Below are 26,800 nucleotides of genomic sequence, written 5' to 3'. Positions count from 1 at the left end.
AGCCTGTGGAGAAACTGGTATATATCGATCATTTTTGAGCCCTCGGCAATTCGTCGAGATGGGAAATGCTCTATACTCGTAGCTCATCATAGCGAGCGGGTGACCACCTGCGGGAGAGTGAAGAATGCCTGTCAACGAAGGGACTGCGGACCGGATTATCCGCGTGATTGTAGGTTTGGCCATTATTATAGCGCTGGCAGTTTTTCTGCCGGGCGCGAACAAATGGTGGGCGTTGGTGGGTTTGGTGCCACTGATTACCGGGCTCACCGGTTTCTGCGCGCTGTATCCTTTGCTGGGCATCAAGACCTGCCCGATGAAGCCACGAGCAAAATCCTGATCCTCTGAGTGCTGTTTCCGGGCACTGCGTAGAAAGGCACGGCGGCGGCCGAGCCTTTTTCTGGTGGTTACGCCGCTGGATATACTTCAGTGGGGCGGCCGGAAGCCCAAGCGCGTGGTGCTCCGTGCGCAAGCCAAGGGGGATGCGCGGCCAGCCATTCTCGGTTTCATCGGTGCTTCGGAAGCGGCTGATACGCAGAATTGTCTGAGAGTCCGCAAACACCTTGACATCCGCCCCTATCGTCGCTAATCTTCCGCCCCTCAGTGAAAAATCCGAAGCCGGAGTTGTGTGATGAAGACCTATTCTGCCAAGTCTCATGAAGTGCAAGGGGACTGGTTCGTGGTGGATGCCACCAATAAAGTTCTGGGCCGTCTCTCTGCAGAGCTGGCCAAACGTTTGCGTGGCAAGCATAAGCCCGAGTACACGCCCCATGCCGACACCGGCGATTACATTGTCGTCATCAATGCCGACAAGATCGCGGTCACGGGCAACAAGGCCAAAGACAAAATTTATTACCATCACACCGGCTACGTCGGCAACCTGAAGAGTGCTTCCTTCGAGAAGATGATGGAGACGCACCCGGAGCGGATCATCGAACTCGCGGTCAAGGGTATGTTGCCCAAGAATCCGCTGGGTCGGGCGATGTTCAAGAAGCTCAAGGTCTACACCGGCTCCGAGCATCCTCATTCGGCGCAGCAGCCGCAGCCCCTGAACGTTTAAGGCGAAGACTTAATGGAACAATATTACGGTACCGGTCGGCGTAAAAGTGCAACAGCCCGCGTGTATTTGCGCCGTGGCTCCGGCAAAATCGTCATCAACAAGCGCACCTTGGAAGATTACTTCGGCCGCGAAACCTCGCGCATGGTGGTCATGCAACCTCTGGAATTGACTGGTCACGGTGGTCAGTTCGACATTCTGGTCAACGTCAGTGGCGGTGGAGCCAGCGGTCAGGCCGGTGCCATCCGCCATGGTATCACCCGCGCCCTTATGGTTTATGATGAAACCTTGCGGCGACCTCTGCGCACGGCGGGTTTTGTTACCCGCGATGCTCGCGAAGTGGAGCGCAAGAAGGTCGGCAAGCATAAGGCCCGGCGTAGCCACCAGTTCTCCAAGCGTTAATCACGCGCTTCAGACTGGAAAGCAAGCCGCCTTCGGGCGGCTTTTTCCGTTGCAGCTTAAGGTCATGTGGAGGGAAGTATGATTCATGCGGGCATTGTCGGTGGTACGGGGTACACCGGGGTGGAATTGCTCCGTTTGCTGCTACCGCATCCGGAAGTCGAGGTGACGGTCATTACCTCCCGTGCCGAGGCCGGGCAGCGCGTGGACGAACATTTTCCTAATCTGCGTGGCCACTGTGATCTGTGCTACACCACGCCAGATCCCGCGCTGCTGGGTCAACTGGACGTCGTCTTTTTTGCGACACCCCATGGGGTGGCGATGGACCGTGCCCCGGAGCTCTTGGCCAAGGACGTGCGGGTCATTGATCTGGGGGCCGATTTCCGCCTGTCAGATACGGAGGTTTTTGCCCGGTGGTACGGTATGGTGCATCGTGCGCCCGCGGCGCTGGCCGAAGCCTGTTATGGTTTGCCCGAATACTACCGGGCGCAGGTCAGTGAAGCGCGGCTGGTGGCCAATCCAGGCTGTTATCCGACGGCGGTTATCCTCGGTTTTGCGCCGCTGTTGGCGGCTGGTTTGCTGAACGAAGAGCTGCTGATCGCGGACTGTAAATCGGGGGTCAGCGGCGCGGGTCGCAGCGCTAAGGTTGGTTTGTTGCTTCCTGAAGCGGCAGACAGCGTCAGCGCTTATGGCGTGAGCGGTCATAGGCACCGGCCGGAAATCGAGGCGGTGCTTTCAGCAATCAGTGGCACAGAATTGGAAACGCAGTTCACCCCGCACCTTATGCCCATGATCCGCGGTATCCATGCCACCCTCTATGGACGCTTACGTCGACCCATGCGTGACACGGCATTGCAGGAGCTCTATGCGCGCCGCTATGCTGGCGAGCCCTTTGTGGATGTGATGCCCTTCGGCAGTCATCCCGCCACCCGCTCTGTGCGTGGTGCCAACGTTTGCCGCATAGCCTTGCATCAGCCACGACCGGGACAAGTGGTTATTCTCTCAGTTATTGATAATCTTGTTAAAGGGGCCGCAGGGCAGGCCGTGCAAAACATGAACCGCATGTTTTCGCTGCCGGAAGATTTGGGGCTGGCCCATGTCGCGCTATTGCCGTAACGCCATTCAAAAGTCCTTCGGATGGATGGGCGACAGCGTAATATGCTGAAAACAATATTAATGTTGTATTTGTGTGCAAATGCTGTAGCCATTTTTCTACAGCTTAAATTATGTAACAACCTGAAAATAATAGAAAATAATTTTGGCATCATTTGTGCTATTTCATTTGGGCATCCTATCTGGAAGGTGGCATACGGTCCTTAACCGATGCCTGTTTGCAGTGGATTCGTTTAACTAAAGACAAGGAGTTTTTTATGATTAAGCCATTGGCATTCACTGGCCGTCCACGCTGGCTGACGTTTGCCAGCCGTGTGATGTTCGCTTGCGGCTTGGCCTGCGCACCAGCCGCCGCATGGGCGGATGATGGGCCGTCTCTGGGGCTTGTTATTCCGGGATTGAGTGTGTTCCTCGGTAATGCACCGGGTTATTATGCGCCGCCTCCTCCCCCGGTCTATTACCCGCCGTCCCCGCCGGGTTACTACGTGGCGGCGCGACCCGCGCGAGTCTATGGCCCCGGACGATGGGAACGTCGAGGGCCGCCGCCTTGGGCCGGACGCTGGCGGCATGATGATGACTGAGACGCTGGATGCTGCGGTGGATTGCCCAGCATAGGATGGGGTGGTTCTGATACGGAGGTTCACAGCGTGCGTTGATTTGGTGCTAAACGCACCATTATGGTGCGGTCGGGCCAGGATGCCCGGCTGAAAATTTATAATTGGCCCCTTGTTTTGTATGGATAGAGTGAACATTATTGGACCATGTTGCCGATGGCATGATGTTTGCCTTTTAGCAACAGTGGTTAATTTTTTCATACAAACTGAAGGAGTCGTTATGTTGCACCACAACGCTAACCATGCTTCCCGCTCTTTGCGCAGATCGGTACTTGCCGCCACCGCCCTAAGCCTCCCGATGATCGCCGGGGTAGCTCAGGCTAGTCCCCTGTCTATGCCCGCCCCGCTGACCTTCAGTGCTGGCCCTCTTGGTAAGCTGGATGTGCAGGGTATTGCCAGTGGTATGGCTTTTTATCAGGATTTTCCACAGGGTGCAGCCGGCACTATGGGCGCTAAGCATGTTGGCGCTGATATTACTAACGGAATGGTCATTATTCATAAAGAATACCGGCCCCCTGCAGTTTTATATCCAGGCGGGTGCCTACAGCTTCCCCACGCTGGCGGCTGCTATCCCTTCCTCCACGAGCAACATTAACGATTTCGGTGCCATGCCCGTCGCCTACTTAAAGTACGCACCTTCTTCTGATTACTCTGTGGAGGTTGGCAAACTCCCTACGCTTATTGGCGCCGAGGGTGGTTTTACCTACCAGAATATCAATATCGCACGTGGCCTGCTGTGGGATGTCGAGCCGATTGTCAGTCGTGGCGTTCAGTTTAACGCCAGTAAGGGTCCTATCAGCGCCTCAGTTTCCTTGAATGACGGTTATTACTCCAATCGTTATAACGTCATGAGTGGATTGCTGAGCTATGCCATCAATGGTTCCAATACCGTGAGTTTTTATGCAGAAGGGCCGCTCGGTAAGGTACGTCAGCCTTTCACGGCTGCCGCTTACTCACCGACAGGAACCTCTAGCGCCATCTATGGTGTGGAGTATGTTTACAGTGCCGGACCGTGGATGATTGAGCCCTATATGCAATATATGCACACGCCGAAATCCATCCGATTGTCTATTCCCCACGCTTTTTCCAATTACGGGGCGTCCGTGCTGGCTAATTACAGTTTTACCAATACTGTGTCTCTGGCCGGCCGCGTAGAATATTTGGGCGTTGGTGGAAAACCGGGGGAAATGCTTAATAGCACCAGCGTAGCATCGACCTTGACGGACTTGCCTGCTGATTCCCACGCTTGGTCCATCACGCTGACCCCAACTTACCAGGATGGCGGCTTCTTCGCGCGGGCGGATCTCTCTTATGTTGCGGCGTCTGCTCCTGCCGGATTGGGGCTGTCTGGCGGCACGAACACCACTCAGCTTCGCGGTATGTTAGAGACTGGCTTCATGTTCTGAGTCCTGTTTTGTGATTGACACCCCGAGACTATCGGGGTGGGCTCGCCAAGAAAACCCGCCGTAGAAGTAGGGCGGGTTTTGTGCGTCCTGGAGGTGCGTGCTCGGGCGTGTTTGCGCCATATTGGGGCAATTGTTGCCGGCCGTGGGTGGCTAACCCTTTATTTTTCTGGTTCTGCATATTGGCATGAACTTTGCTAAATTTATGTTGTAGTGAGCTTGCTATACTTATGTACCCTCCTCTAGCAATATTCATGGGCGGCCCTCCCGCCCATTTTTTGTGCATCATTCCAAATATTGTTCCCTTCTGCTATAAGCCGGGTTCCAATTTAAGTTAGGGATCGTCCCTGCTGCGGGCGCGATGGTGTTTCATATGCAAGCACTCTTGACGTTTTGCCATGGCCTGGGCCATCATTCCCAAAACTTTGCTCTCAATATTCACTCGCGACCTGCATCCCAGCCGATGAGGTCCATTTTTTGCTTGGAGGACCATGGACGCCACGGACCAGAAGCGCCTGTTGCGTGAAATGCTTTTTGCCCGCCGTTTCGAGGAACGTTGCGCGGAAGCCTATCACGAACGCCAGATCGGCGGTTTTTTGCATCTTTATCCTGGTCAGGAAGCCTGTGCCATCGGTGTGCTGGAAAAGGCCCGCACTGGTTCGGACTATGTGGTGACCGGTTATCGCGACCACATTCATGCACTGAAGTCGGGGATGGATCCCAAGGTGTTGATGGCAGAGCTCTTTGGCAAGGAAACGGGCTGCTCCAAGGGCCGCGGTGGCTCCATGCATCTCTTTGATCCTGATGTGCATTTCATGGGTGGCTACGCGCTGGTCGGTGGGCCCTTTCCGCTAGCCGCTGGTTTCGCTAAGGCGATTCAGTTGCGTGGCAGCGACGAAATCTCCATCTGTTTCCTGGGTGATGGTGCCAACAATCAGGGTACTTTCCATGAGACCATGAACATGGCGAGCCTGTGGAATCTGCCGGTGCTCTTTATCTGTGAAAACAATCTGTATGGCATCGGCACCGCCATCGAACGTTCGACGGTGGAAATTAATCAATACAAGCGTGTGGTCTCTTATGGCATGGAGGCGGCGCAGTGCGACGGTCAGGATATCGATGTGGTCATGGCCCACGCCGAAAAGGCGGTGCAGCATGTGCGTGAAAAGCGTAAGCCCTACTTTCTGGAATTGATGACCTACCGTCTGCGCGGTCATTCCATGTCAGATTCCGGTGCTTACCGCTCCAAAGAAGAGGTGGAAGAATGGGCACTGCGCGATCCTATTGGTATTTATAAACGTCGCTTGATAGAGGCCGGCGTGCTCAGCGTGGATATGTTCCACGCCATGGACGCGGCCATTCAGGATGAAATCGAGAACGAGATCGTGCGTTTTGCCACCGAGAGTCCGGAGCCGCGCGTCGAGGACGTTGCCCGTTATGTGTATACAGAAGGAGGCAAGCAGCCATGGCTGAAATGATGTATTGGCAGGGTATTCTGCGCGCCCACGATGAGGAAATGGCGCGGGACCCGCTGGTCTTTGCCATGGGTGAGGATATTGGCGTCGCTGGCGGCACCTACAAGGCGACCAGCGGTCTCTTCGCCAAGTACGGCGAGCAGCGGGTAGTCGATACCCCCATCTCCGAAAACAGCTACACGGGCATCGGTGTCGGTGCGGCCATGATCGGGGCCCGTCCCATCGTCGAAATTATGAGTGTCAATTTCGCTTGGCTCGCCATGGATCAGCTCATGAACAACGCCGCGAAAATCCATTATATGTCCGGTGGTCGTATCCGCTGTCCCTTTGTGATGCGGGTGCCGGGCGGCACGGCACATCAGTTGGGTGCCCAGCATTCGGCGCGCATGGAGAAAGTCTTCATGGGTATTTCCGGCCTGCGGGTGGTGACTCCGGCAACGCCGCGCGACGCCTACGGCCTGCTGAAAAGCGCCGTGCGTTGCGATGATCCGGTGGTGATCATTGAGCACGAAAGTATGTACAACCTCAAGGGCGAGATACCGGATACGGAGTTCTTTACCCCGCTGGAAGGGGTGGAAGTGATGCGGCCCGGTAAAGATGTCAGCATTTTTGCCTACAACATCAGCGTGCATTGGGCGCTGGAGGCAGCACAGCAACTGGCGCAGGAACATGGTATTGATGCCGAAGTCATCGATCTGCGGGCACTCAAGCCCATGGATCGGGCTGGTATCGCGGCCAGCGTACACAAGACGCATCGCGCCATTATTGTCGAAGAAGACGAGGCGCCTGTAGGCGTAGGTTCTGAGGTGATCGCAATCGTCAATGAGGAATGTTTTTTCGATCTCGATGCTGCACCAGTGCGAGTGCATGCCCTGGATGTGCCCATTCCTTATAATCGTCGCTTGGAAAAAGCGGCGATTCCCAATGCCGGGGATGTGGTCGCCGCTGTGCGGAAAATGCTGGGTCGGTAGTAGTATCCGGCGACCTGTTCTGGTGGTTGGTTGATCGTGGCTCGTTCGGCGAACGGCGACACGACCCCCCTCTCAATCTCGATTTGAATGAATAATGGTGAAACATGGCTGAACCTTACGTCATCAAGATGCCGCAACTTACCGACACCATGACGGAGGGTGTGCTCGTTTCCTGGGAGAAGGCCGTGGGCGCACGGGTGGAGCGCGGCGATGTGGTGGCGACGATAGAAACGGATAAAGCCATTATGGATGTGGAGGTGTTCCGCTCGGGTTATCTGGCCGGGCCTCTGGCCGAGGCCGACAGTGTCCTCCCGGTGGGCGAGGCTATCGGCTACATCACCGATAGTGCGGTGGCGACGGTAGTGGCGCCTGCTGCTGCCGACACACCAGAGCCGGCGCCCGCCGCGGCATCCCTCCCTGAGGGCTATGCGGTGAAAATGCCGCAGCTCTCCGATACCATGACCGAGGGCGTGCTGGTGTCCTGGGAAAAATCTCTGGGTGACAAAATCCAGCGTGGGGATGTGGTGGCGACGGTGGAAACGGACAAGGCCATCATGGATGTGGAGGTTTTTCGTGAAGGTTACCTTTCCGGTCCGTTGGTGGCGGTGGATGCGGTAGTGCCGGTAGGCGAGCCTATCGCTTGGCTGGTGGCATCACCGGAGCAGGTGCAGCGCGACAGCGCAGCAGCCAGCACCGGTATGGCGGGCAAAGTCAGTTCCGTGCATAGCCCCGCAACGCCCGTGATCGCCACCATGCCTGCTCTGGTGTCGGGCACGCATCCGGCGCCGCGCCCGCAGCAGGGCGCGGCCAGCCCTTTTGCTCGGCAGTTGGCGGGTCAGCAGGGGGTGGATCTCAACAGGCTGCGTGGCAGTGGTCCAGCCGGCGTGATTGTCGCCGCCGACGTCCTCGCGGCTGGTGGCGATACGGCACCAGCCGCATCCACCCGTCCCAGTGAGCCTGCTGTGCCCGGCAACGGCCGCGCCATGACGGCCATCGAAAGAGCCATCAGTCAGGCGATGGTTGCCTCCCTGAGTATCCCGGTTTTCCATGTCACGGTGCGGGTCAGGCCTGAGGCCTTGATCCGCGCGGCCAAGGCACACCAGATTTCCGTCACTGTGGCTATCGCCAAGGCCGCTTCACAGGCGCTGGGCAAGCATCCCTTGGTGAACGCCGCCTATCAGCCTACGGATAAAATTGTCGAACGTGGCCAGCATGACATCGGTATTGCCGCGACCACGGAAGATGGCGGGTTGGTGGTGCCGGTGCTACGTGGGGTAGAAGGCAAGGGTCTTGATCAGTTGCAAGCAGAATGGACCCCGCTGCTGGAGAAGGCGCGCAAACGTCGTCTCAGCCCGCCCGAATACACCCATCCCACCTTCACTATCTCCAACATGGGCATGTATGGCATCGCCCAGTTCGATGCGATCGTCACTCCGGGCACGTCAGCCATCATTGCTATTGCCGGCAACGGCCCCGAAGGTATGCCCATCACCATTACTGCGGATCATCGGGTGGTGAACGGCGCCGAGGCGGCCCTGTTTCTCAAAGATCTGAAACAGGCGATCGAGCATCCGGAGGCTTGGCTGGCCAGCACGGGGCCGGTGATTCCTGAAGGGAATTATGATGTGCAGGTGTTGGTCATCGGTGCGGGCCCTGGTGGTGAAGACTGTGCCCGCGAGTTGGTGGAGAACGGTGTCAAGACCGCAATGGTTAACAACGCGCCTTTGCCTGGTGGCGAATGTCTCTGGCGCGGCTGTATCCCCTCCAAAGCTTGGCGCGCCGCCGCAGACCGTATCCGAGATCGTGAGCATGATGCCGCCATGGGCCTTGGCTTTGGCAAGCCCAGTTTGGATTGGGTGCGACTGGAGCAGCATCGCCGTGGTATTCTCCAGACGCGCGGGGAAATGGCCCTAAAAACCGATCAGGGCATGAAGATTCAGGTACTGGAAGGCTACGCCCGCTTCACCGGCGATCATAATGTCGAGATCAGCGGTAAAGATGCGCGAACCCTGACTTTTGGCGCTTGTGTCATCGCTACGGGTGCTCCGGCCTTTGTGCCGCCGATTCCCGGTATTCAGGAAGCGTTAAAAAGTGGTGCCGCCGTGACTTCTGATACGGTCTGGGACTTGAAGCAGCCCCCCAAACGCCTCTGCGTCATCGGAGCGGGAGCCATCGGCATGGAAATGGCGCAGATGTTCCATGACTTTGGCGCCGAAGTGCGGGTGTTGGAAGCCTTGCCGCGGCCGGTGGCGGAGATGGAAAAGGAGATCGCGGAACAGTTGATGAAGGCCATCGCCCACAACAGTCCGCGCTTGCAGGTGTTGACCGACGTCAAAGTGGCGGGTGTCACGGGGCAGCTCGGTCAGTTAGCCGTTCGATATCAGATCGGTGAAGAGGCAGCGATTTACAACTGTGATTTGCTGCTGGTGGCGACCGGCAAGCGTCCGGATACCAGTGGTCTGAACCTTGCGGCGGCCGGCGTAACCCTCGGTGAGCGGGCTGCCATCGCTACGGATGCGACTGGACGTAGCAATGTATCCCATATTTATGCTGTGGGTGACGTAATTGGCGGTTACATGCTGGCCCACACGGCGAGTCAACAGGGGCGAATTGCGGCGGCCAATTTGCTGGGCCACAACAGCGTTCGCTACGATGCGGCGAAGGACTGTGGTGTGACTTTCACCCGACCGCAATGCGCCTTTGTCGGTTTGTCCCTGGAACAGGCGAAGGCCGCTGGTATTGGTGCCGTCGAGGTCAAGGTGCCGATGAGCATCGATGCCAAGGCGATGATGACCGGTGAGACGGATGGTCTGATCAAAATGGTCGCCGACAAGGTGAGTCATCGCATCGTTGGTGTACACTTCCTGGCCGATCATGCGGATACCCTGGTGGGCGAGGCGGTGCTGATGGTGAGCGCTGGTCTGACGCTGGAGCAGGTGGCCGAGGCCATTCATCCGCATCCAACGCAGACTGAACTCTTCGGCGAAATGGCGCGGCGTCTGTTATCCCGTCTGCGCCGCTCCGCCAAGGCAGGTGGCTGATCTGTGGTTGGCAGTGGTACTTTGCCCCCGGATATCCCGGCACAGGGTGGGTGTCAACGAGGCCTCTGGCGCGGCTTGACGTCTGCGCGTAAAAGCGAGCAAAATACTCGGGTATCCACTGGATGAAGCGCTGCGGCGCATGGAGTGATGCACGATGAGCACAGCAACCGAAACAATGACCAATCTGGATTCCATTCCTCCGCTTATGACCCTGACACAAAATGCAGCGGACAAGATTGCTTCGTTGGTCGAAGAAGAAGGTACTGAAGGTTTGAAGCTGCGTGTCTTTGTGACAGGTGGCGGTTGTTCCGGCTTTCAGTACGGTTTTACTTTCGATGAGAATATGAATGAAGGCGATACGGAAGTGCAGCAATTTGGCGTGAGCCTGCTGATTGATCCCATGAGCTACCAGTATCTGGTAGGTGCAGAGATTGACTACAGCGAGGGACTGGAAGGCGCGCAGTTCGTCATTAAAAACCCCAACGCGACAACGACCTGTGGTTGTGGGTCTTCTTTCTCGGCTTGATTGCCGGATATGGTACTGATGTGCCCCAAGGGGAGGCCGATGGCCTCCCCTTTATTTTGCGGGCAGGTTATGATGGTCGGATGATCCGTGGTCTGGAGGCCTTTGTTGAGGATACCCTCCGTCCGAATGATAATAAGGAGTTCTGTATGGCGGAGCCAAACTTTACGCCAGGTCTGGAGGGAGTGGCGGCAACTCATTCCAGCATCTCCAATATTGATGGAGTCGCTGGTTTACTGAGTTACCGTGGTTTTGCCATTGCGGATTTGGTGGCGTATAGCAGTTTTGAGGAAGTCGCGCTCTTGTTGCTGGACGGCGTTCTGCCGAGCGCGGCTGGTTTGGGAGAATTTGATCGCGGGCTGCGTGCCCATCGCCAAGTCAAATACAATGTCCGGGAAATCATGAAGTTTATGCCGGTGACCGGGCATCCCATGGATATGCTGCACTGTGCGGTGGCTAGCCTGGGCATGTTTTACCCACAGCAGGAGCTCTCCGACGCCGAGCGCGAAAATACGCTCCATCTGGATGCGATGGCGATGCGGATTATCGCTCGCATGCCGACCATTGTGGCCATGTGGGAGCAGATGCGCTTTGGTAATGATCCCATTCCACCACGTCCAGACCTTGGTCATGCAGCTAACTTTCTGTATATGATCTCGGGCCGGGAGCCGGACCCGGCCTTTGCCAAAATTCTCGACACCTGCCTGATTCTGCACGCCGAGCACACCATCAATGCCAGTACCTTCTCCGTGCTGGTGACCAGCTCTACCCTCACTAACCCCTACCATGTTATCGGTGGGGCGATTGGGACACTGGCTGGCCCGTTGCACGGCGGCGCCAATCAGAAGGTGATAGAAATGCTGGAAGAAATCGGTTCTGTCCAGCGGGTAGGCGCCTATCTCGATGAGAAGATGGCTAACAAGGATAAAATCTGGGGCTTCGGGCACCGTGTCTACAAGACCCGTGATCCGCGTGCGGCGATTCTCAAGGATACGATGGAAGATCTGGCCAGTCACGGTCATCTGCGTCACAGTCGCCTTTTTGAAATCGCCATAGAGATGGAACGTCAGGCTACGGAGCGACTCGGCCCCAAGGGCATCCATGCCAATGTGGATTTTTACTCGGGCGTGCTGTATCACGAGATGGGCATCAAAGCGGACCTTTTTACGCCTATTTTTGCTATGGCGCGTTCTGCGGGTTGGCTGGCCCATTGGCGGGAGCAGTTGGCGGACAACCGGATTTTCCGGCCTACACAGGTGTATACAGGGGAACAGAGTCAACACTATGTGCCTGTGGCAGAGCGTTCTAGGAAAAGGGTATGACAGAAGTTTTACAGGATATTCCCTTCCTGGCCACCGATCGGGTGGAAGCCTTGCTGGATATTGAGCGTCACCTGATCACCGCACAATCCACTATTGAGCGTTGGTTTCGAGGACAATGGCAGCGGACGCCGCCGCCGTTCTATGCCTCTGTGGACTTGCGCAATGCTGGGTTTAAGCTGGCGCCTGTGGACACCAATCTGTTTTCGGCGGGATTCAATAACCTCAATCCGGAGTTTTCGCCGCTTTATGTTTCGGCTATTCAACATTATCTGAATCAGTATCATCCAGGTCTGGAGCGGGTGCTCCTGATCCCTGAAAACCACACCCGTAACCTCTTTTATCTGGAGAATGTGGCGCGCTTGCGCGAATTGCTGGAACTCTCCGGCCTGGAAGTGCGGGTGGGCTCCCTGATTCTGGATGATCGCATGGCTTATAATTTGCCCTCGGGGAACCTGCTCCTTCTTGAACCGTTGCAGCGTATCGGTGGGCGTTTGACGACGGCGGGCTTCGATGCGCAACTGATTTTGCTGAATAATGATCTGTCAGGCGGTGTGCCCGAAATACTGGAACATCTGGAACAACCTGTCCTGCCTCCCCTCGCGGCAGGCTGGCGCAACCGGCGTAAATCCCAACACTTCGCCCATTATCGTGCTGTCGCGCAGGAGCTGGCGGAGGTGATCGATATTGATCCGTGGCTGATTGATCCCGTTTTTCGCCGCTGTCAGGGCATTGATTTTATGCGCTCCGAAGGACGCGAGTGTCTGGTCGCCAATGTCGATGCCGTGCTGGAGATCACACGCGAGCGCTACGCCCACTACGGCATCCGCCAGCGGCCCTTTGTCATCGTTAAAGCCGATGCCGGTACCTATGGCATGGGCATTATGACGGCCTATTCGGGTGAGGAGTTTCTGGACCTCAACCGCAGGGAACGCACCCGCATGGCTAAGAGTAAAGAGGGCCTGCCGGTGAGCGATGTTTTTATTCAGGAAGGGGTTTACACTTTTGAGCAAACCGCCCAGGAGGCCGTGGCTGAACCGGTCGTGTACATGATCGGTCAGCAGGTATTGGGTGGTTTCTATCGGGTGCATACGGAGCGCGGCCGTGATGAAAACCTCAACGCCCCAGGAGCGCACTTTGAGCCCATGGCCTTTGGTCAGACCTGTGTGGTCCCTTGCCGAAAATCACCGCCCGATGCGCCGGTAAACCGTTATTATGCCTACGGCGTTATTGCACGCCTGGCGCTGGTGGCCGCGACACGGGAGATGGCGGACTGGCGGCTACAGAATGCGCTGGAGGTGGGTCAATGAGCATGCTTAAGGCCGCTATACTCATGGACCCTATCGTTGGCATCAAACCGGCTAAAGATACGACCTTCGCCATGCTGCTTGCGGCGCAGGCACGCGGACACCAGTGCTGGGTGTTTACCCTGCCCGACCTGTTTCTGCGTGATGGGGGTGCCTGGGGGCGATTAAGTGCCGTGGTCGCGCACGATGGTATGGAAGGCTACTGCACGCTGGGTGAGCCGGAAGAACGCCCCCTCTCTGACATGGATGTGGTGCTGATGCGTAAGGATCCACCCGTTGATCTGGAATATCTTACCGCCTGCTATTTGCTGGAGCATGCAGGTACTTGGGTGGTCAATGATCCGGTCAGTCTGCGCAACGCCAATGAAAAGCTCTATGCCCTGCATTTCCCGGATTTTCTGCCGCCCTTGCTGGTCAGTCGCGATCTTGGGGATTTGCGCGCCTTTCTCGCCGAGCATGGCGAGATTGTCGTCAAGCCGCTTTCGGCGCGGGGTGGCGAAGGGGTGTTTTATTTGCACTTGCAGGATCGCAATGTCGGCAGCATTCTGGAGACGGTGACGGGCTGGGGCCGACATTATGTGATGGCGCAGCGCTATTTGCCCGCCATCCGCGCGGGCGACAAGCGTATCCTCCTGGTGGATGGTGTGCCCGTGTTGGGTGCTATGCTGCGGGTGCCTTCGGCCTCGGATTTTCGCGGTAATCTGGTGGCTGGAGCACTGGCTGTTGCGGCGGAACTTGCAGACCGTGACCAGGAAATCTGTGCGGCGATCGGGCCTGCCTTGCGTGCCGCGGGCCTGCTTTTTGTCGGCCTGGATGTGATTGGCGGATATGTGACGGAAATCAATGTCACCAGCCCCACCGGGGCACGGGAAATCAAGCGTTTCTGCGGGGTGGATGCCGCGGATTTGCTCTGGCAACGTCTGGAGCAGGGGCGATAATGCCGCTATGCCCGTGCGGCTGGTCACCGGCACCTGCCGTTTTCGGGCGAAAACACGTATCATGGGAATCATGACCTTCTCTTCCCTCAAAAATCATTTGCTCATTGCCATGCCTGAGCTGCACGACGGCGTTTTTGATCGCACCGTGATCGTGGTGTGCGAGCACAATACCGAGGGCGCTATGGGTGTGGTCATCAACCGTCTGGTGGATATCAATATGTCTGATGCCCTGCGTGCAGTGGATATCCAGCCCTCTGAAGAAATGATCCATCGCCCGGTGTACTGGGGCGGGCCGATCCAGCCTCAGCACGGATTTATCCTGCACTCGCCGCGTGGCGAATGGCTTTCCAGTCTGGAGATTAATGACGATCTGGCGCTGACCAGCTCGCCGGATATTCTGCAGGCTATTGCTCAGCACGAAGAGCCGCAGCGTTACCTGCTGACCCTGGGCTATGCCGGCTGGGGCGCGCAGCAACTGGAAGAGGAGCTGAAGGAGAATGCCTGGCTGCACGGCCCCCTGGATATGGCAGTGGTCTTTGATCTGCCCGCCAGTGAGCGCTGGCAGGCCGCGGCGCGCTTGCTGGGAGTGGATATGCGTCTGCTCAGTGGTGCGGCGGGTCATGCCTGAGCGGAGCGGGCCGCTGCTCGGGATAGACTTCGGTGAACGCCGGATCGGGATTGCGGTTTTGGGGGAGTCGGGCTTGGCGCCGCAAGGGGTCGCCACCCTGCGCAATGGCGAAACTGGCCCGGACTGGGATGGCTTCGCGCGTATTCTCAAAGAATGGCAGCCTCGCGCGCTGGTTCTTGGTCTGCCCCTGCACATGGATGGCAGCGAGGGGTCCATGGTGGGCCGGGTGCGCAAATTCGCCGAAAGTTTGCAGCGCCGCTTCCCCCTGCCTATTCATTGGGTAGACGAGCGCCTGAGCAGTCATGCCGCCGAACTGGTCTTGAAAGATCGCGACTTTTCTCCAAAGAAGCGCGGCCGTTTGCTGGACCAAGCCGCGGCCTGCGAGATTTTGTGGACCTTTCATAACGCCCGAGGCGACGCATGACGACCGACTGGGATGTGACTGCACTGTTAGCGGGCATGGCGCGTGATCTGCGTCCCCTCATTGATCCGGAACAGACGGCAATGATCGGTATTTTTACCGGTGGTGTCTGGCTGGCGCGCACCCTGCACGCCGCACTCGGTTTGCAGCAGCCCCTGGGACAGGTGGACATCTCTTTTTATCGTGATGATTTCAGCCAGATCGGTCTGCATCCGCAGGTGCGCACTTCGGATATCCCCTTCGGTATAGATGGTCGCGACATTATCCTGGTGGATGATGTTCTTTATACCGGTCGCACCGTACGCGCCGCGATGAACGAAATTTTCGACTATGGACGACCGGCCCGCATCCGCCTGGCGGTGCTGGTGGATCGCGGCGGACATGAGCTGCCGGTAGCCGCCGATGTGGCGGCGCTACGCCTGAATGCCACGGCGGGCGAGCACATCAAGCTGCGCGGCCCCGAACCCTTGCGTCTGGAACTGGAGCAGCGGAGGCTGCAGCCATGAGCGCCACGACCTTTCGTTTTGGTGAAGGAAACCCGCAATACGACGCTCAGGGCCGTTTGCGTCATCTGCTCAGTACCGAAGGGCTTCGGGAGCGCGAGTTACTGCAGATTCTCGATACGGCGGAATCTTTCCTCAGTATTGCCCATCGCAGTGTCAAAAAGACCCCCACCCTGCGTGGCCGCACCATCGTCAATCTCTTTTTTGAGAACAGCACGCGGACCCGCAGCACCTTTGAATTGGCCGCCAAGCGCCTCTCGGCGGATGTGCTGAATATCGCGGTCAGCACGAGTAGTGCCAGCAAGGGAGAATCCCTCATTGATACCGTCGATAATTTGATGGCCATGCAGGTGGATGGTTTCGTCCTCCGTCATCCCGAAGCGGGAGCAGCCCATCTGATCGCTCGCCATCTTGGTGACTCGGCACTTGTGGTGAATGCCGGTGACGGTCAACATGCCCATCCCACGCAGGCCTTACTGGATGTGTTCACCATCCGTCGCCTGGCGGGGCCGATTGAAAACCGAGTGGTGGCCATCGTCGGCGATGTGCTCCATTCGCGGGTGGCACGCTCGCAGATTCATGCCTTGTCCATTCTCGGTTGCCCGGAAATTCGCGTCATCGGCCCGCGCACCTTGGTGCCCGAGGAGTTTTCGGCGCTGGGCGTGCATGTTTACCACGAGCTGCAGGCCGGTTTGCGCGGGGTGGATGTGATTTGCGCCCTGCGCCTGCAACGGGAGCGCATGGCGTCGCACCGTCTGCCCAGTCTGAATGAATTTTATCGCCGTTTCGGGCTGACACCGGAGCGCTTGCAGTGGGCAGCACCCGGCGCGCTGGTGCTGCATCCGGGTCCTATGAATCGCGGGGTGGAGATCGCCTCGGAGGTGGCCGACGGTGCTCAGGCGGTGATTCTCCAACAGGTAACCCATGGCCTGGCGATGCGGATGGCGGTGCTCACCATCCTCGCCGGTGCGGCGGGCGGGGAGTGAAATCCATGCACAGAATCATCCGTAATATTCGGGTCATGGACCCCAGTGACGGCTTTGATGCGGTTACTGATCTGGCCGTGGCGGGCGGTCGGATTGTCGCACGAGGCATGCCGCCCCCCGACTTTACGGCAGGAGAAGTGCTGGATGGCACTGGCTTGATCGCCTGCCCGGGATTCATTGAAACGTCTTTTCAGGCGCATACCCCCGGTCACGGCCGGGATGGTGACCTTGCCAGTGAGTTGCGTGCGGCGGTAGCCGGTGGCGTGACGCAGGTTCTACTGCGCCCGGACACTCTGCCCGTGGCCGACATCCCGGCCGTTTTGCAGGAGCAGCGCATTCTGGCGGATCGTCTGGCCTTGGCCAAGGTGCATCTGTCCGGTGCCCTTACTACGCAGCTTCAGGGCACGGCGCTGACGGAGATGGCGGGTTTGGCAGCGGCCGGTGCTATCGCCTTCAGTCAGGCCAAGGAGCCCGTGCCCAGCGCGGCCTTGTTGCGGCTGGCGCTGAGTTACGCAGCGGATTTGGGCTTGCCCGTATTACTCCATGGTGAAGAGCCGGAGTTGGCTGCCAACGGGGTGATGCACGAAGGCCGTCTGAGCGTCCGTTTAGGCCTGAGCGGACGCCCGGCCGCGGCGGAGCAGATCGGCGTGCAGCGGGATATCGCCATTGCCGCGCTCAGCGGTTGCCCCATCCATTTTCCGCACTTGAGTATCGCTGCGGCGGTGGCCGAGGTTGTGGCGGCCCGGCAGCGTGGTGAGCCGGTGACTTGTGGGGTGAGTATCCATCACCTGCTGCTCACCGAGCAGGATATCGGTTTCTTCAATCTCCACGCCAAGATCTTGCCGCCTTTACGCGCCGTCGCAGAGCGCGACGCACTGCGGCACGCCATTGCCATGGGTGCTATAACGGCCATCAGTAGTGATCACAGCCCCTGGGGGGTGGACCGGGAAGGCATGACTTTCATCCAGGCGCCATTCGGTATTGCTGCCGTGGAATGGCTCCTGCCGCTGGCGTTGCGTCTGATGGATGAAGGGGTGTTGGATTTAATGACGGTGCTGAACTTGCTGAGTGTCGGCCCGGCCCAAGCTCTTGGTTTGCCAGTGCCATCCCTGGCGGTCGGTGCCACCGCTGACCTCTGTATCTTCGATCCGGAGTCTTACTTCACGGTAGAGACAGGGCGTCAGTGGAGCCGCGGGCGGAATTTTCCTTATGGACAATGGGAATTGCGCGGGCAGGTACGATATACATTGGTGGCGGGTCGGATGGTTTTTCGGGGGTGAGCGGGAGGAATATGTGACCATCAGCGTTTGCTTTGAATTGATTCGAATCGTCTGGTGGCAGCGGCAGCGCTTCAAACCGCGCCTGGAATCGTAGCAACGAACGGCTTCAAAAAACTACGCGACTGCTGAAGTAAATCCCCTATTTCGCGATCATGATTTACTCGGTGCGAGGGGTGTTCCATTGCGCCAGCAATCTCCTATACTGAAAACTTGAGGTGTGGGGATGAATCCTGCCTTACCACTGGACTGGCGCGCACTGGAGGTGCCTTATGAACCCAAATATTTCCCGCATCCTATGGGTGCTTGCCGCCGCGGCATTAAGCTCGACGATGGTTCCGTCCGAGGCTGCAGTTGGACATCCATCGCAGCCTGCCGTGGGCAATATGGACAAAGCGACCGGAGGAAGCGGTACCACGGATTCCGGAAAAAAATATATCAAGATGCTTTCTCCTGTCAATGGTGCACAACTCAGTGCCGGTACCCCCGTGGTCCTGTCCTATGATGTCACCCTGGCCCCCAACGGCAATCATATCCATGTCTATGTTGATAACCACATGGCTGGCTTGAGCCATGAATTGAAAGGTAACTTTTCTGTAGGCAAGTTGGCGTCCGGCACACACACTATTTGCATCAAAGAGGCTACAGCGGCCCATGTTCTCATTGGGGTCAACCGGTGCATTGTGGTTACGGTTAAGTAAAAATGCCGGGCTTTTTCTTCAGCGCCCAGCTTTTGCTCTATGCCTGCATTCAGGCGTTGCACAACTTGGGGGCGGTGGCCATCGTAGGCGGAGGCGCCGCGGCGCTTTTGCTGGCGCGCCGTTCTCCTGGCATGCAGAGGACGCTGGTGTGGGTAATCACTTTGGGATGGGTAAACCAAGGGGTGACCGGTATCCTTTTTGGGGCTACTAGTTATTACTATGATGGCCGTTTGCCCGACATTCACGGGATCGCTCTGACGGCCCTGTTTCTCAAAATGGCTTGCGCAGTTCTGGGCATCATCCTCGGGATGGCCTACCTGTATTTTGAGCGTGGATGGTCGGGGGCAGTGCAGCGTTGGATCCTGGGTTCTGATTTCGGCTTGGGTGTCACCGCCCTCACTGCCGCAGCATTCCTGCGTTGGTTTTCCTGATTTTGTAGGCCTGTTCCCTAACCCCCTAACCCCGCTTAGGTGCGTCGGACACCCTATGCGAAAGCTCGACGACATCCCCCAGTTCCATCACTTGGTTGGGCGGGAGCCGGAAAAAGTCGGTGGCGTTGGTAGAAAAACGGAGCAGGATGGCGAAAAGTTGTTCTCGCCATAAGGCCAGGCCAGCGTCGGCGGTCGGAATCACCCGTTGGCGGGAGGCAAAATAGGTGGTATCCGATGGGTTCCATCGGAAGTTCGGACTCTCCGCGGACTTCAGCGTCTCTGGAATATCTGGTTGCTCCATGAATCCATAACGGGCAGTGAAACGATAGACGCCTTGTCCATAATCCAGAACCGCCAAGCGGGCCGTGGGAAGGATGCGTGGCTCATCTTCAAATTTGACGGTGAGGATGATGACCCGTTCATGAAGCACTCGGTTGTGTTTCAGGTTATGCAACATGGCATGCGGAACGCCGTGCTCGCGCACTGTCAGGTATACCGCCGTGCCCGGGACACGGATAGGCTCGATAGGGGTGACGCCGCTCAGAAAGGCCTCCACCGAGATAGCATCCGGATACAGTTTGCGGGCGAGTATCTCCCGTCCCCATCGCCATGTCGACATGGTCGTGAAAACTACCAGGCCGATCATCAGTGGGAACCATCCTCCTGCCACGAGTTTCAATAAATTTGCGCCGAAAAATATCCCGTCCAGCAGGATAAAGAAGCCGCAGAAAAGGCCAGCTTTCCACAGCGGCCACCGCCAACTGTGGCGGGCGACGAAGAAGACCAGAACGGTGGTCAGTAGCATGGTGCCGGTAACCGCCGTACCATAGGCGAAACTCAGCGCGTTCGCAGACCCGAACCAGAGAATCGCCGCGATAACCGCCACCATCAGGACCCAGTTGAGTCCTGGAAGATAGATCTGCCCGCGTTCGGATGCCGAGGTGTGAATGATGGTCAGACGTGGCACGTAACCTAGCAGCAGGGCTTGGCGTGTCGCGGAATAGGCTCCGGAAATCACCGCTTGCGAGGCAATCACTGTAGCGATGCCCGATATCACCACCATAGGCAGAGTCGCCCAGGCGGGGAAGAGCCGAAAAAAGGGATTCTGAACCGCCGAAGGGTTGAGCTCCAGCAAGGCGCCCTGGCCGAGATAATTGAGGGCCAGGGCGGGTAGCACCAGAAAATACCAAGCCATGCGGATGGGGCGCGCACCAAAATGACCCATATCGGCGTAGAGCGCCTCCGCCCCGGTGACGGCGAGGACTACAGCGCCCAGGATCACCAACCCACCGATGCCGTGTATTCCGAAAAAATGCAGGGCGTACCACGGGTTGAGCGCAAGCAATATCTGTGGATCAGCGATGATCCAGGTCAGTCCGGAGCCGAAAAGCAGCAGGAACCATACCAGCATGCTCGGACCGAAGAGGTGACTGATGGCCGCTGTACCGCGACGTTGGACCAGAAAGAGTCCAATGATCACTCCCAGAGCCAGGGGGAGGACCAGCGGTTTCCAGGCCGGAGAGGCGACTTCCATGCCTTCCATGGCCGACAGCACTGAAATGGCTGGGGTGATGATGCTATCTCCATAAAAAAGGGCAGCACCCAAAAGTCCAATACTCAGTATCCACCAGCGCAATCGTCCGAAATGCCCTGTTGCATGGGCGGCCAGAGCGGTTAGCGCCATGACGCCGCCCTCGCCTTGATTGTTCGCCCGCATGATCACCCAGGCGTATTTGACACTCACGACCAGCACCAGAGTCCAAAAAATCAAGGAAAGGATACCTTGGAGATTCGCCGCCGTGGGGGGCAAGGACATGGCGGACAGGCAGGCGCTGAGGGTGTAAAGCGGACTCGTGCCGATGTCCCCGAAGACCACGCCGAGGGTGGCCATAGCCAGCAGGGGAAGGGTTTCTTTCTGGTCGTTCATGACATTCGCCAGTGCCTGTACGGCTGCAAATACCGAAGATAAAAAATGAATATTCGCTCGAATGCTTCCTTTGCCAAAAGCAAATGTTTCGAACGCAGCGAACTGGTACTCCATAAATGCCCTGACGGTCGGGAAAAGCTACTTTCGAATGCTGCCCAATCCATGTCAGTAATTTTATTCATTGGAAGAAGGCGGTAGGGCAGTGGCCGCTGCATCGGCCCGCATGCCCTGCACCGCCTGCCCCAGCGATTCCTTAAAGCGGTGGCTGTGCCCGTGCAACTGGCCGAGCAGGTGATGGAGTTCCTCGCGCGTTCCGCTTTGCCGTACCTGAAGGATTTCCCGACCTAGGGCATGCACCGCTTCGTGCTCGACCAGCAAGGCCTCTACCCCGGACAGTTCTGCTGCGTGGGCGTGCAACCAGGTTGTGAGTGGACAGGCGGCCAGTTCCGCATACGCGTAAATGCCATGATTTATCGCGGACTCTTCTGCCGCACGCACCCATCCCAGATGCTGGTACAGGGCCAGCATCGGCGTGTCCGCATCCCCGGCGCCGAGGACGAAGGTGCGCACAAAATCCGCCACCGCTTCCGCCTCCAGCGGTTTGGCAATGGCATACCCCTGGAGATAGTTGATCTTCATTTCGCGCAGGAGGGCGATATGCGCTTCGGTTTCCACCCCTTCCACGGTGATGAGGACGCCCATCGCCAAACCCAGGCTGACGAGACTTTCGACGAAAATCAGGTCCTGGGGCTTGTTCGACAGTTCGCGGATGAAACCCTGATCGATTTTGATCTCGTCAATGGGCAGATTTTTGAGTCGCAGGAGGGATGCGTATGCACTCCCCACGTCATCCAGCGCAATCTTCACGCCCGCGCCGCGCAGCCGCTGCAGATGCTCCAGGGCGATCCCCTGTTCGAGGATTTCCCCGATCTCCAGCACCTCCAGCACCACGGACTCCGGGGGGATGCCCGGATAAGCGGCCAGAATGCCAAAGACCGAATCGGCAAATCTGGGGTTGTCGAACTCTTCGGGAGTGACGTTGACGCTGAGAAAGAGGTCCAGACCCATGTCTCGCCACTGTGCGAGCTGCCGCAGTCCGGTTTGCAGCACGAAGCGCCCCAATGCCTGGCGTTCCCGCATCCCCAGCGCCGTGAGGAATCGCTCGGGGGAGACCTCCTGATCCTCCCGGTTCCACCGGATCAGGGCCTCGAGGCCCGCCACCCGATTCGTCGCCATGGCCACCAGGGGCTGATAGCGTAGGGTCACCGCTCCGCAGGCCAAGGCGCGCAGGAAATCCCGGCGCACTATCTCATCGCCCATGCTGACGTTGCCAATGTCCGGGTGATAGATCTGCACCCAGCTTCCGTCCTCTCGACCAGGACGTGTTTTGGCGGCGTACATAGCCTGATCCGCGTGGCGCAGGAGCAGGTCGGCGTCTCCGTCGTCGAAGGGATAGATGGTCAGTCCCATACTCGCCTGAATACGGACGATTTCCCCCTTGATGTGTAAAGGCTGCGTAATCGCGGCCTGGAGGCGGGCCAGGACATGATCCAGTGCATCCATGCTGCGCAGGCCTTCCAGCAGCAGCACAAACTCATCGCCGCCCAGGCGCGCCACGGTATCCATCCGCCGCATGGCGTCCTGCAGGCGGCGGGCCATTTCTTTCAGCAGGTCGTCACCGGCATCATGGCCGTAGTTGTCATTGATCGGCTTGAAGGCGTCGAGATCAAGAAACCCCACCGCCAGGAGCCGCTCCTGACGGTCTGATCGCGCTATTGCCTTACCCATCTCTGCATCCAGAGCGCGACGATTAGGTAGTCCGGTGAGCGTATCGGAGAGCGATTGCCATGCGAGTTCATCCATCAATCGATGCCGTTCCGTCACGTCCACATAGGTACCGAGCGTGCGCTGCGCGCCATCCGTGCCGTCCAGGCGTTGAATGGAAATATCCATCCAGACGATCTCTCCATCTCGACGGCGATGCGGTACATCCCGGAGTGTTCCGTTACCTTCGCTTAGGGCTGTCTGCTCAACGGCGCTTACCCGGGCGTAGGTTGCCGCGTCGGGATAGATCGCCCGCGCCTGTTGTCCGATCAACTCCCCCGGAGAAGATGCCCCGAGCATTTTCAGCATCCGCGCGTTGACCCGCTCGAGAATCCTTTCTGGAAAACGCACGACCCCGATGCCGGATGACTGCGTGTTCAGCAGTGCCTCGTTGAAGGCGTTGATTTCCCGCTCTTTTCGCAGAATATCCAGACGGTCCAGGCCATAACCGATGTCTTGGGCCAAATCCGTCAATATCTTCTGGAGATCGGCATCGAAAATATTCTCTTCGCCGTGGTACACCACCAAGACGGCCCAGCGCTTGCCACCACGGAAAATAGGTAGAGCGGCGCCTGCCTTCATTCCGAAGGTTTCAGCACGCTGCGCCCATGGAAGCATGTGGGAGTTTTGGGAGATTGAAAAAATGTAAACCGGTTTTTGATCGCGCCAGGATTGACCTGCGGGGCCTTGTCCCTCTGGGAGCTTTGCGGACGTGGATATATGTATCCCCGACAGATAGCCCAGCGCCGCCCCGGCGGCGGCAAGCGTTTGAAACCAGCCTTCGTCGTCGGGCTGACCAATCCACGCCAGCCGTAGATGAGCGTGCTGGGCGGCCAGTTCGCAGAGGGTGCACAGCAGATCTGCTTCGTTCTCCATCTGGGCAATGGCTTCATTGGCGCTGGAAAGAAGCACACTGAAATTACTGATCCGTTGCAGGTGTCTGGCGACGTCCTGCTGGGCAGCTTCCAGCGCCTTGCGTTCGGTGATGTCACGCGTGATGGCGAGCAGGTAGGGCCTGTCGAGTTCGACGGATACCGTGTTGACCTCCACAGGAAACGTTGAGCCATCCTTGCGGCGGTGTATGGTTTCGAACAGCGCGTGTCCCGATTCCCGTAACTGCGCAAGCACTTTCTGGGGGGTCGCGCTGTAAGCCGTGTCTATGTCGTAAATGCTCATGGACAGGAGTTCTTCACGGGTGTAGCCAAGGGCGCGGCATCCCGTCGCGTTTATGTCTAAAAAACGGAGGGTGACAGGATCGAGCACCTCGATGGCGTCGCTGGAATTGTCGAACAAGGCGCGAAGTAGCTTTAGCTTCGTCTCGACCTGCTGATATTCGGTGGTGCTATGCATAATGGTCATCGCCCATGTGCGTCGCCCTCTTCATATTTGCAAACTCACCAGATGGCTCTATATGATTTTCTCCGACCGGCCTAGTGCCTGCAATATATTTGGATCCGGGATGTCGGTATTCGCCGCGGTCGGCTCATCGCCGGTGGTCCAACCTTTTTTGTCAAGAAGCGGCTTTTACCAGTAGGTGTGCCCCGGTATTACCGGTCTGTGGCAGACCAGAAACCACTTTTGCAGAATGTGCCTCTCTGGGTGCCTGATATGTATGGCGTTCCACGAAATCGGTAAACTCCGCCCCTACGGGGGCATAGGGAGTGCCCATTTTATCAGCTATTCGGGCCATCTTCATCCTTATCCCGAAAGCTTTCCTCGGCGGCATCCATCTCGTCGGCAACATGGTGTGACGGCTCTACTGTTGTATCATCAGCGGCTGCCTCTACGCCGGGCCGGGATACGGGCAGCCGTGCCGCGAAGAACAGTCCGACTTCAAAGAGCATGTACATGGGAATGAGCAGCATGACCATGGATAAAACATCGGGAGGGCTGAGTATTGCCGATGCGATGGCGCAGATCAGGAATGCGTAGCGGCGACTGCGACGCAACGTGGCCACTTGTAGTATCCCGATACGTACCAGTACGACGATTAGGATGGGAATCTGGAAGGCGAGACCAAAGGCGAGCGAGAATTTGACGATGAGCGATAGGTAACTATCGACTTTGGGCATGGCGGTAATATCATTGCCGGAGAAGCCCACAAAAAATCGGAAAGCATTCGGAAATACGATAAAATAGGCAAAGAGCATCCCACCGATAAACAGGAAAACAGAGGCAAAAATGAGCGGGAAAAAGGCCTTGCGCTCGTGTTCATAAAGGCCGGGGGCTATGAAGGCCCAAAATTGATAGAGAATAATGGGTAGGGCCAGCACAAAGCCGGATAGTAAGGAAAGTTGCACATAGGTTAAAAATACTTCAGGTAAACTAGTGTAAATTAAGTGACTGCCCTTGGGTAACACCTCAATCAGTGGCGCGGCGAGAATGGTATAAATCGCTTTGGAGAAGGGGTAAGAAGCTATGAAGCCGACAAAAACGGCGATCACTGCAAATAATACACGGCGGCGCAATTCCAGCAGGTGACCGATAAAGGTATTCTCCGCCAACTTGTCCATGCTTAAAAAACGTCCTTAGGCGGTATAGATGTGCTAGTGAGTTTGAGCGGACTATACAATCAATGCAGGCGGTTTTCTGACCCGGGCAGCTCTGCATGCTGCACGGGCGCCGGCAGTATATCTAGTTCACCCTGTTTTTGCTCTGCTATGATTTCTGGTGTTTCATCGCTTGCTGTCGGGATGGCTGTAGCGGTAGTGTCCGTAGGCAAAAGCGCTTCATTGGCGTAATCGCGCAGCCGGTCCGCTTCTTGGCGGAGGTCATCCAGTAAGAACTGCTGTTCGACCTCAGAGCGCAGGCCCGTCATGGTACGCCGCATGGCGCCGTACCACTTCCCCGCAGTGCGCGCAAGATCGGGCATTTTTTCCGGTCCGACCACGAGCAGCGCAATGATCCCGAGTAGCGCGAGTTCGCCGAAGCTGAAGTCGAACATAAGCGGTCAGCGGTTAATGGTTTCGTGTTCTTTACTGGGCTGGACATCGGCATCAATGGTGTGGCCGACGATTTCCTTCTTTTCCTCCTCTTCCTTGACGGCAGAGCGGAAGCCCTTGATGGCAGAACCCAGGTCCGAACCCACATGGCGCAGTTTTGCGGTGCCAAACAGCGCGACCACTATCAATAAAATGATGACCAGATGCCAGATACTAAAAGCGCCCATCACTGTTCTCCTTCCCCCGCAGAGGGGTTACGCACTACACCAACCGTTGGACCATAGGAAAATAAATCGCTTGCGTCAAGTTTGGGGACGCCGTGCCGCTTTCTCTTCCAGGCCGGAAACGCCCTCGCGGCGCGCCAGTTCTCCGAGGACATCATCTATATGCAATTCATGTTCCTCTAAGGCCACCATCAGGTGAAAGAGGAGGTCCGCCGCCTCTGCAATAATCGGTTCCGGCTCAGGATTTTTGCAGGCGATGATAAACTCGGCGGCCTCTTCTCCCACCTTTTTCAAGATCCGGTCCTGGCCCCCATGGAGCAGTTGTGCCACGTAGGATTGGCCGGGATCAGCCATTCGCCGACCATGCAGCGTGGCCTGTAAACTATCCAGGATGCTGCCGGGTGGCGGGGCCTGATGCTGCCAGCCATCGGTGCCGGGTTGGCCGAGAAAGAAGCAGGTTTTTTCTCCCGTGTGGCAGGCAGGACCTTCCTGAATGACACGCATAAGAATGGTGTCACCATCACAGTCGAGGCGCAGATCGACCAGATGCTGGACATGGCCGGAGGTCTCGCCTTTACGCCAAAGCGCCTGCCGGGAGCGCGACCAGTAGGTGCCCATGCCCACACGCAGCGTCGTCAGTAAGGCCTCGGCGTTCATCCAGGCCAGCATGAGTACCTGGCCGCTGCGTGCGTCCTGAGCGATGGCGGGTACCAAGCCATCGGCGTTCCAGTGCACGGCGGCGAGTATGGCCGAATGCTTCGCTTCCGTATCACCCATAC

27 protein-coding genes (1 of these 27 running past the window's edge) are annotated in these 26,800 nt (G+C 57.5%); 21 read left to right on the top strand and 6 right to left on the bottom strand.

What is annotated here, in order from left to right:
• The 21 genes from PJU76_RS12355 to PJU76_RS12255 all read left to right on the top strand — a co-directional run.
• Positions 1–38 carry the end of a nitroreductase family protein gene (locus PJU76_RS12355; RefSeq protein ID WP_271779758.1) on the top strand. 562 nt of this gene lie to the left of the window's left edge, so only the last 38 of its 600 coding nucleotides appear in the window; its start codon lies off the left edge, out of view; it ends in the stop codon at positions 36–38.
• Positions 39–124: 86 nt separating this feature from the next.
• Complete coding sequence (locus tag PJU76_RS12350; protein WP_064218109.1) at positions 125–337, top strand: YgaP family membrane protein; 213 nt, start codon at positions 125–127, stop codon at positions 335–337.
• 291 nt (positions 338–628) lie between these two features.
• Positions 629–1,057, top strand: coding sequence for a 50S ribosomal protein L13 (rplM, locus tag PJU76_RS12345; RefSeq protein ID WP_271779757.1), 429 nt, complete (start codon positions 629–631; stop codon positions 1,055–1,057).
• A 12-nt stretch (positions 1,058–1,069) separates the two neighbouring features.
• Positions 1,070–1,456 (top strand): 30S ribosomal protein S9, encoded by a 387-nt coding sequence (gene rpsI, locus PJU76_RS12340; protein WP_014030394.1) that lies wholly within the window; start codon positions 1,070–1,072, stop codon positions 1,454–1,456.
• Positions 1,457–1,534: 78 nt separating this feature from the next.
• On the top strand, positions 1,535–2,569 hold the full coding sequence (gene argC / locus PJU76_RS12335) for an N-acetyl-gamma-glutamyl-phosphate reductase (RefSeq protein WP_271779756.1): 1,035 nt from the start codon (positions 1,535–1,537) through the stop codon (positions 2,567–2,569).
• A 254-nt stretch (positions 2,570–2,823) separates the two neighbouring features.
• Entirely contained in the window at positions 2,824–3,147 is a 324-nt protein-coding gene (locus PJU76_RS12330) for a hypothetical protein (RefSeq protein ID WP_271779755.1), read from the top strand.
• Between the two features lie 491 nt (positions 3,148–3,638).
• Entirely contained in the window at positions 3,639–4,586 is a 948-nt protein-coding gene (locus tag PJU76_RS12325; RefSeq protein WP_334212464.1) for an outer membrane beta-barrel protein, read from the top strand.
• Between the two features lie 488 nt (positions 4,587–5,074).
• Positions 5,075–6,061, top strand: a complete 987-nt coding sequence (gene pdhA, locus PJU76_RS12320; RefSeq protein ID WP_271779754.1) for a pyruvate dehydrogenase (acetyl-transferring) E1 component subunit alpha — start codon at positions 5,075–5,077, stop codon at positions 6,059–6,061.
• Positions 6,049–7,029, top strand: a complete 981-nt coding sequence (locus PJU76_RS12315; protein ID WP_215880083.1) for an alpha-ketoacid dehydrogenase subunit beta — start codon at positions 6,049–6,051, stop codon at positions 7,027–7,029. The genes pdhA and PJU76_RS12315 overlap by 13 nt, the downstream gene beginning before the upstream one ends.
• 104 nt (positions 7,030–7,133) lie before the next feature.
• Positions 7,134–10,070 (top strand): FAD-dependent oxidoreductase, encoded by a 2,937-nt coding sequence (locus PJU76_RS12310; protein WP_271779753.1) that lies wholly within the window; start codon positions 7,134–7,136, stop codon positions 10,068–10,070.
• 154 nt (positions 10,071–10,224) lie between these two features.
• The gene (gene erpA / locus PJU76_RS12305; protein ID WP_064218115.1) at positions 10,225–10,596 is read left to right on the top strand and encodes an iron-sulfur cluster insertion protein ErpA; all 372 of its coding nucleotides are present in this window, start codon (positions 10,225–10,227) and stop codon (positions 10,594–10,596) included.
• A 146-nt stretch (positions 10,597–10,742) separates the two neighbouring features.
• A complete protein-coding gene (locus PJU76_RS12300; protein WP_271779752.1) occupies positions 10,743–11,915 on the top strand; it encodes a citrate synthase in 1,173 nt (390 codons plus the stop codon).
• Positions 11,912–13,222: a glutamate--cysteine ligase gene (gene gshA / locus PJU76_RS12295; protein ID WP_271779751.1), complete on the top strand. Its 1,311-nt coding sequence runs from the start codon at positions 11,912–11,914 to the stop codon at positions 13,220–13,222. Before PJU76_RS12300 ends, gshA begins: the two co-directional genes overlap by 4 nt.
• The gene (gshB, locus tag PJU76_RS12290; RefSeq protein ID WP_271779750.1) at positions 13,219–14,157 is read left to right on the top strand and encodes a glutathione synthase; all 939 of its coding nucleotides are present in this window, start codon (positions 13,219–13,221) and stop codon (positions 14,155–14,157) included. The genes gshA and gshB overlap by 4 nt, the downstream gene beginning before the upstream one ends.
• A gap of 7 nt (positions 14,158–14,164) precedes the next feature.
• Complete coding sequence (locus PJU76_RS12285) at positions 14,165–14,785, top strand: YqgE/AlgH family protein (protein WP_271779749.1); 621 nt, start codon at positions 14,165–14,167, stop codon at positions 14,783–14,785.
• Positions 14,778–15,209, top strand: a complete 432-nt coding sequence (ruvX, locus tag PJU76_RS12280; protein WP_271779748.1) for a Holliday junction resolvase RuvX — start codon at positions 14,778–14,780, stop codon at positions 15,207–15,209. The genes PJU76_RS12285 and ruvX overlap by 8 nt, the downstream gene beginning before the upstream one ends.
• Positions 15,206–15,712 carry a bifunctional pyr operon transcriptional regulator/uracil phosphoribosyltransferase PyrR gene (pyrR, locus tag PJU76_RS12275; RefSeq protein ID WP_271779747.1) on the top strand — a complete coding sequence of 169 codons (507 nt, stop codon included), beginning with the start codon at positions 15,206–15,208 and terminating at the stop codon, positions 15,710–15,712. The genes ruvX and pyrR overlap by 4 nt, the downstream gene beginning before the upstream one ends.
• Positions 15,709–16,695 carry an aspartate carbamoyltransferase catalytic subunit gene (locus PJU76_RS12270; protein WP_271779746.1) on the top strand — a complete coding sequence of 329 codons (987 nt, stop codon included), beginning with the start codon at positions 15,709–15,711 and terminating at the stop codon, positions 16,693–16,695. The genes pyrR and PJU76_RS12270 overlap by 4 nt, the downstream gene beginning before the upstream one ends.
• Before the next feature lie 5 nt (positions 16,696–16,700).
• Positions 16,701–17,975 (top strand): dihydroorotase, encoded by a 1,275-nt coding sequence (locus PJU76_RS12265; RefSeq protein ID WP_271779745.1) that lies wholly within the window; start codon positions 16,701–16,703, stop codon positions 17,973–17,975.
• A 269-nt stretch (positions 17,976–18,244) separates the two neighbouring features.
• Complete coding sequence (locus PJU76_RS12260) at positions 18,245–18,673, top strand: hypothetical protein (RefSeq protein ID WP_271779744.1); 429 nt, start codon at positions 18,245–18,247, stop codon at positions 18,671–18,673.
• Between the two features lie 2 nt (positions 18,674–18,675).
• Positions 18,676–19,104 (top strand): hypothetical protein, encoded by a 429-nt coding sequence (locus PJU76_RS12255; protein ID WP_271779743.1) that lies wholly within the window; start codon positions 18,676–18,678, stop codon positions 19,102–19,104.
• A 25-nt stretch (positions 19,105–19,129) separates the two neighbouring features.
• On the opposite strand, the gene PJU76_RS12250 is transcribed toward PJU76_RS12255, so the two are convergent.
• From PJU76_RS12250 to hisIE, 6 genes are all read right to left on the bottom strand, one after another.
• Complete coding sequence (locus PJU76_RS12250; protein ID WP_271779742.1) at positions 19,130–21,031, bottom strand: potassium transporter Kup; 1,902 nt, start codon at positions 21,029–21,031, stop codon at positions 19,130–19,132.
• A 174-nt stretch (positions 21,032–21,205) separates the two neighbouring features.
• Positions 21,206–24,205, bottom strand: a complete 3,000-nt coding sequence (locus PJU76_RS12245; protein WP_271779741.1) for an EAL domain-containing protein — start codon at positions 24,203–24,205, stop codon at positions 21,206–21,208.
• A 323-nt stretch (positions 24,206–24,528) separates the two neighbouring features.
• Complete coding sequence (gene tatC, locus PJU76_RS12240; RefSeq protein WP_271779740.1) at positions 24,529–25,368, bottom strand: twin-arginine translocase subunit TatC; 840 nt, start codon at positions 25,366–25,368, stop codon at positions 24,529–24,531.
• 59 nt (positions 25,369–25,427) lie between these two features.
• Positions 25,428–25,799, bottom strand: a complete 372-nt coding sequence (gene tatB / locus PJU76_RS12235; RefSeq protein WP_064218026.1) for a Sec-independent protein translocase protein TatB — start codon at positions 25,797–25,799, stop codon at positions 25,428–25,430.
• 6 nt (positions 25,800–25,805) lie between these two features.
• Entirely contained in the window at positions 25,806–26,024 is a 219-nt protein-coding gene (gene tatA, locus PJU76_RS12230) for a Sec-independent protein translocase subunit TatA (protein WP_064218025.1), read from the bottom strand.
• Positions 26,025–26,099: 75 nt separating this feature from the next.
• Positions 26,100–26,798: a bifunctional phosphoribosyl-AMP cyclohydrolase/phosphoribosyl-ATP diphosphatase HisIE gene (gene hisIE, locus PJU76_RS12225; protein ID WP_271779739.1), complete on the bottom strand. Its 699-nt coding sequence runs from the start codon at positions 26,796–26,798 to the stop codon at positions 26,100–26,102.
• Positions 26,799–26,800 lie beyond the last annotated feature (2 nt).

Source organism: Acidithiobacillus ferriphilus, assembly GCF_028215975.1.
GTDB classification, from domain to species: domain Bacteria; phylum Pseudomonadota; class Gammaproteobacteria; order Acidithiobacillales; family Acidithiobacillaceae; genus Acidithiobacillus; species Acidithiobacillus ferriphilus.
This window is presented reverse-complemented; position numbering and strand designations above follow the sequence as displayed.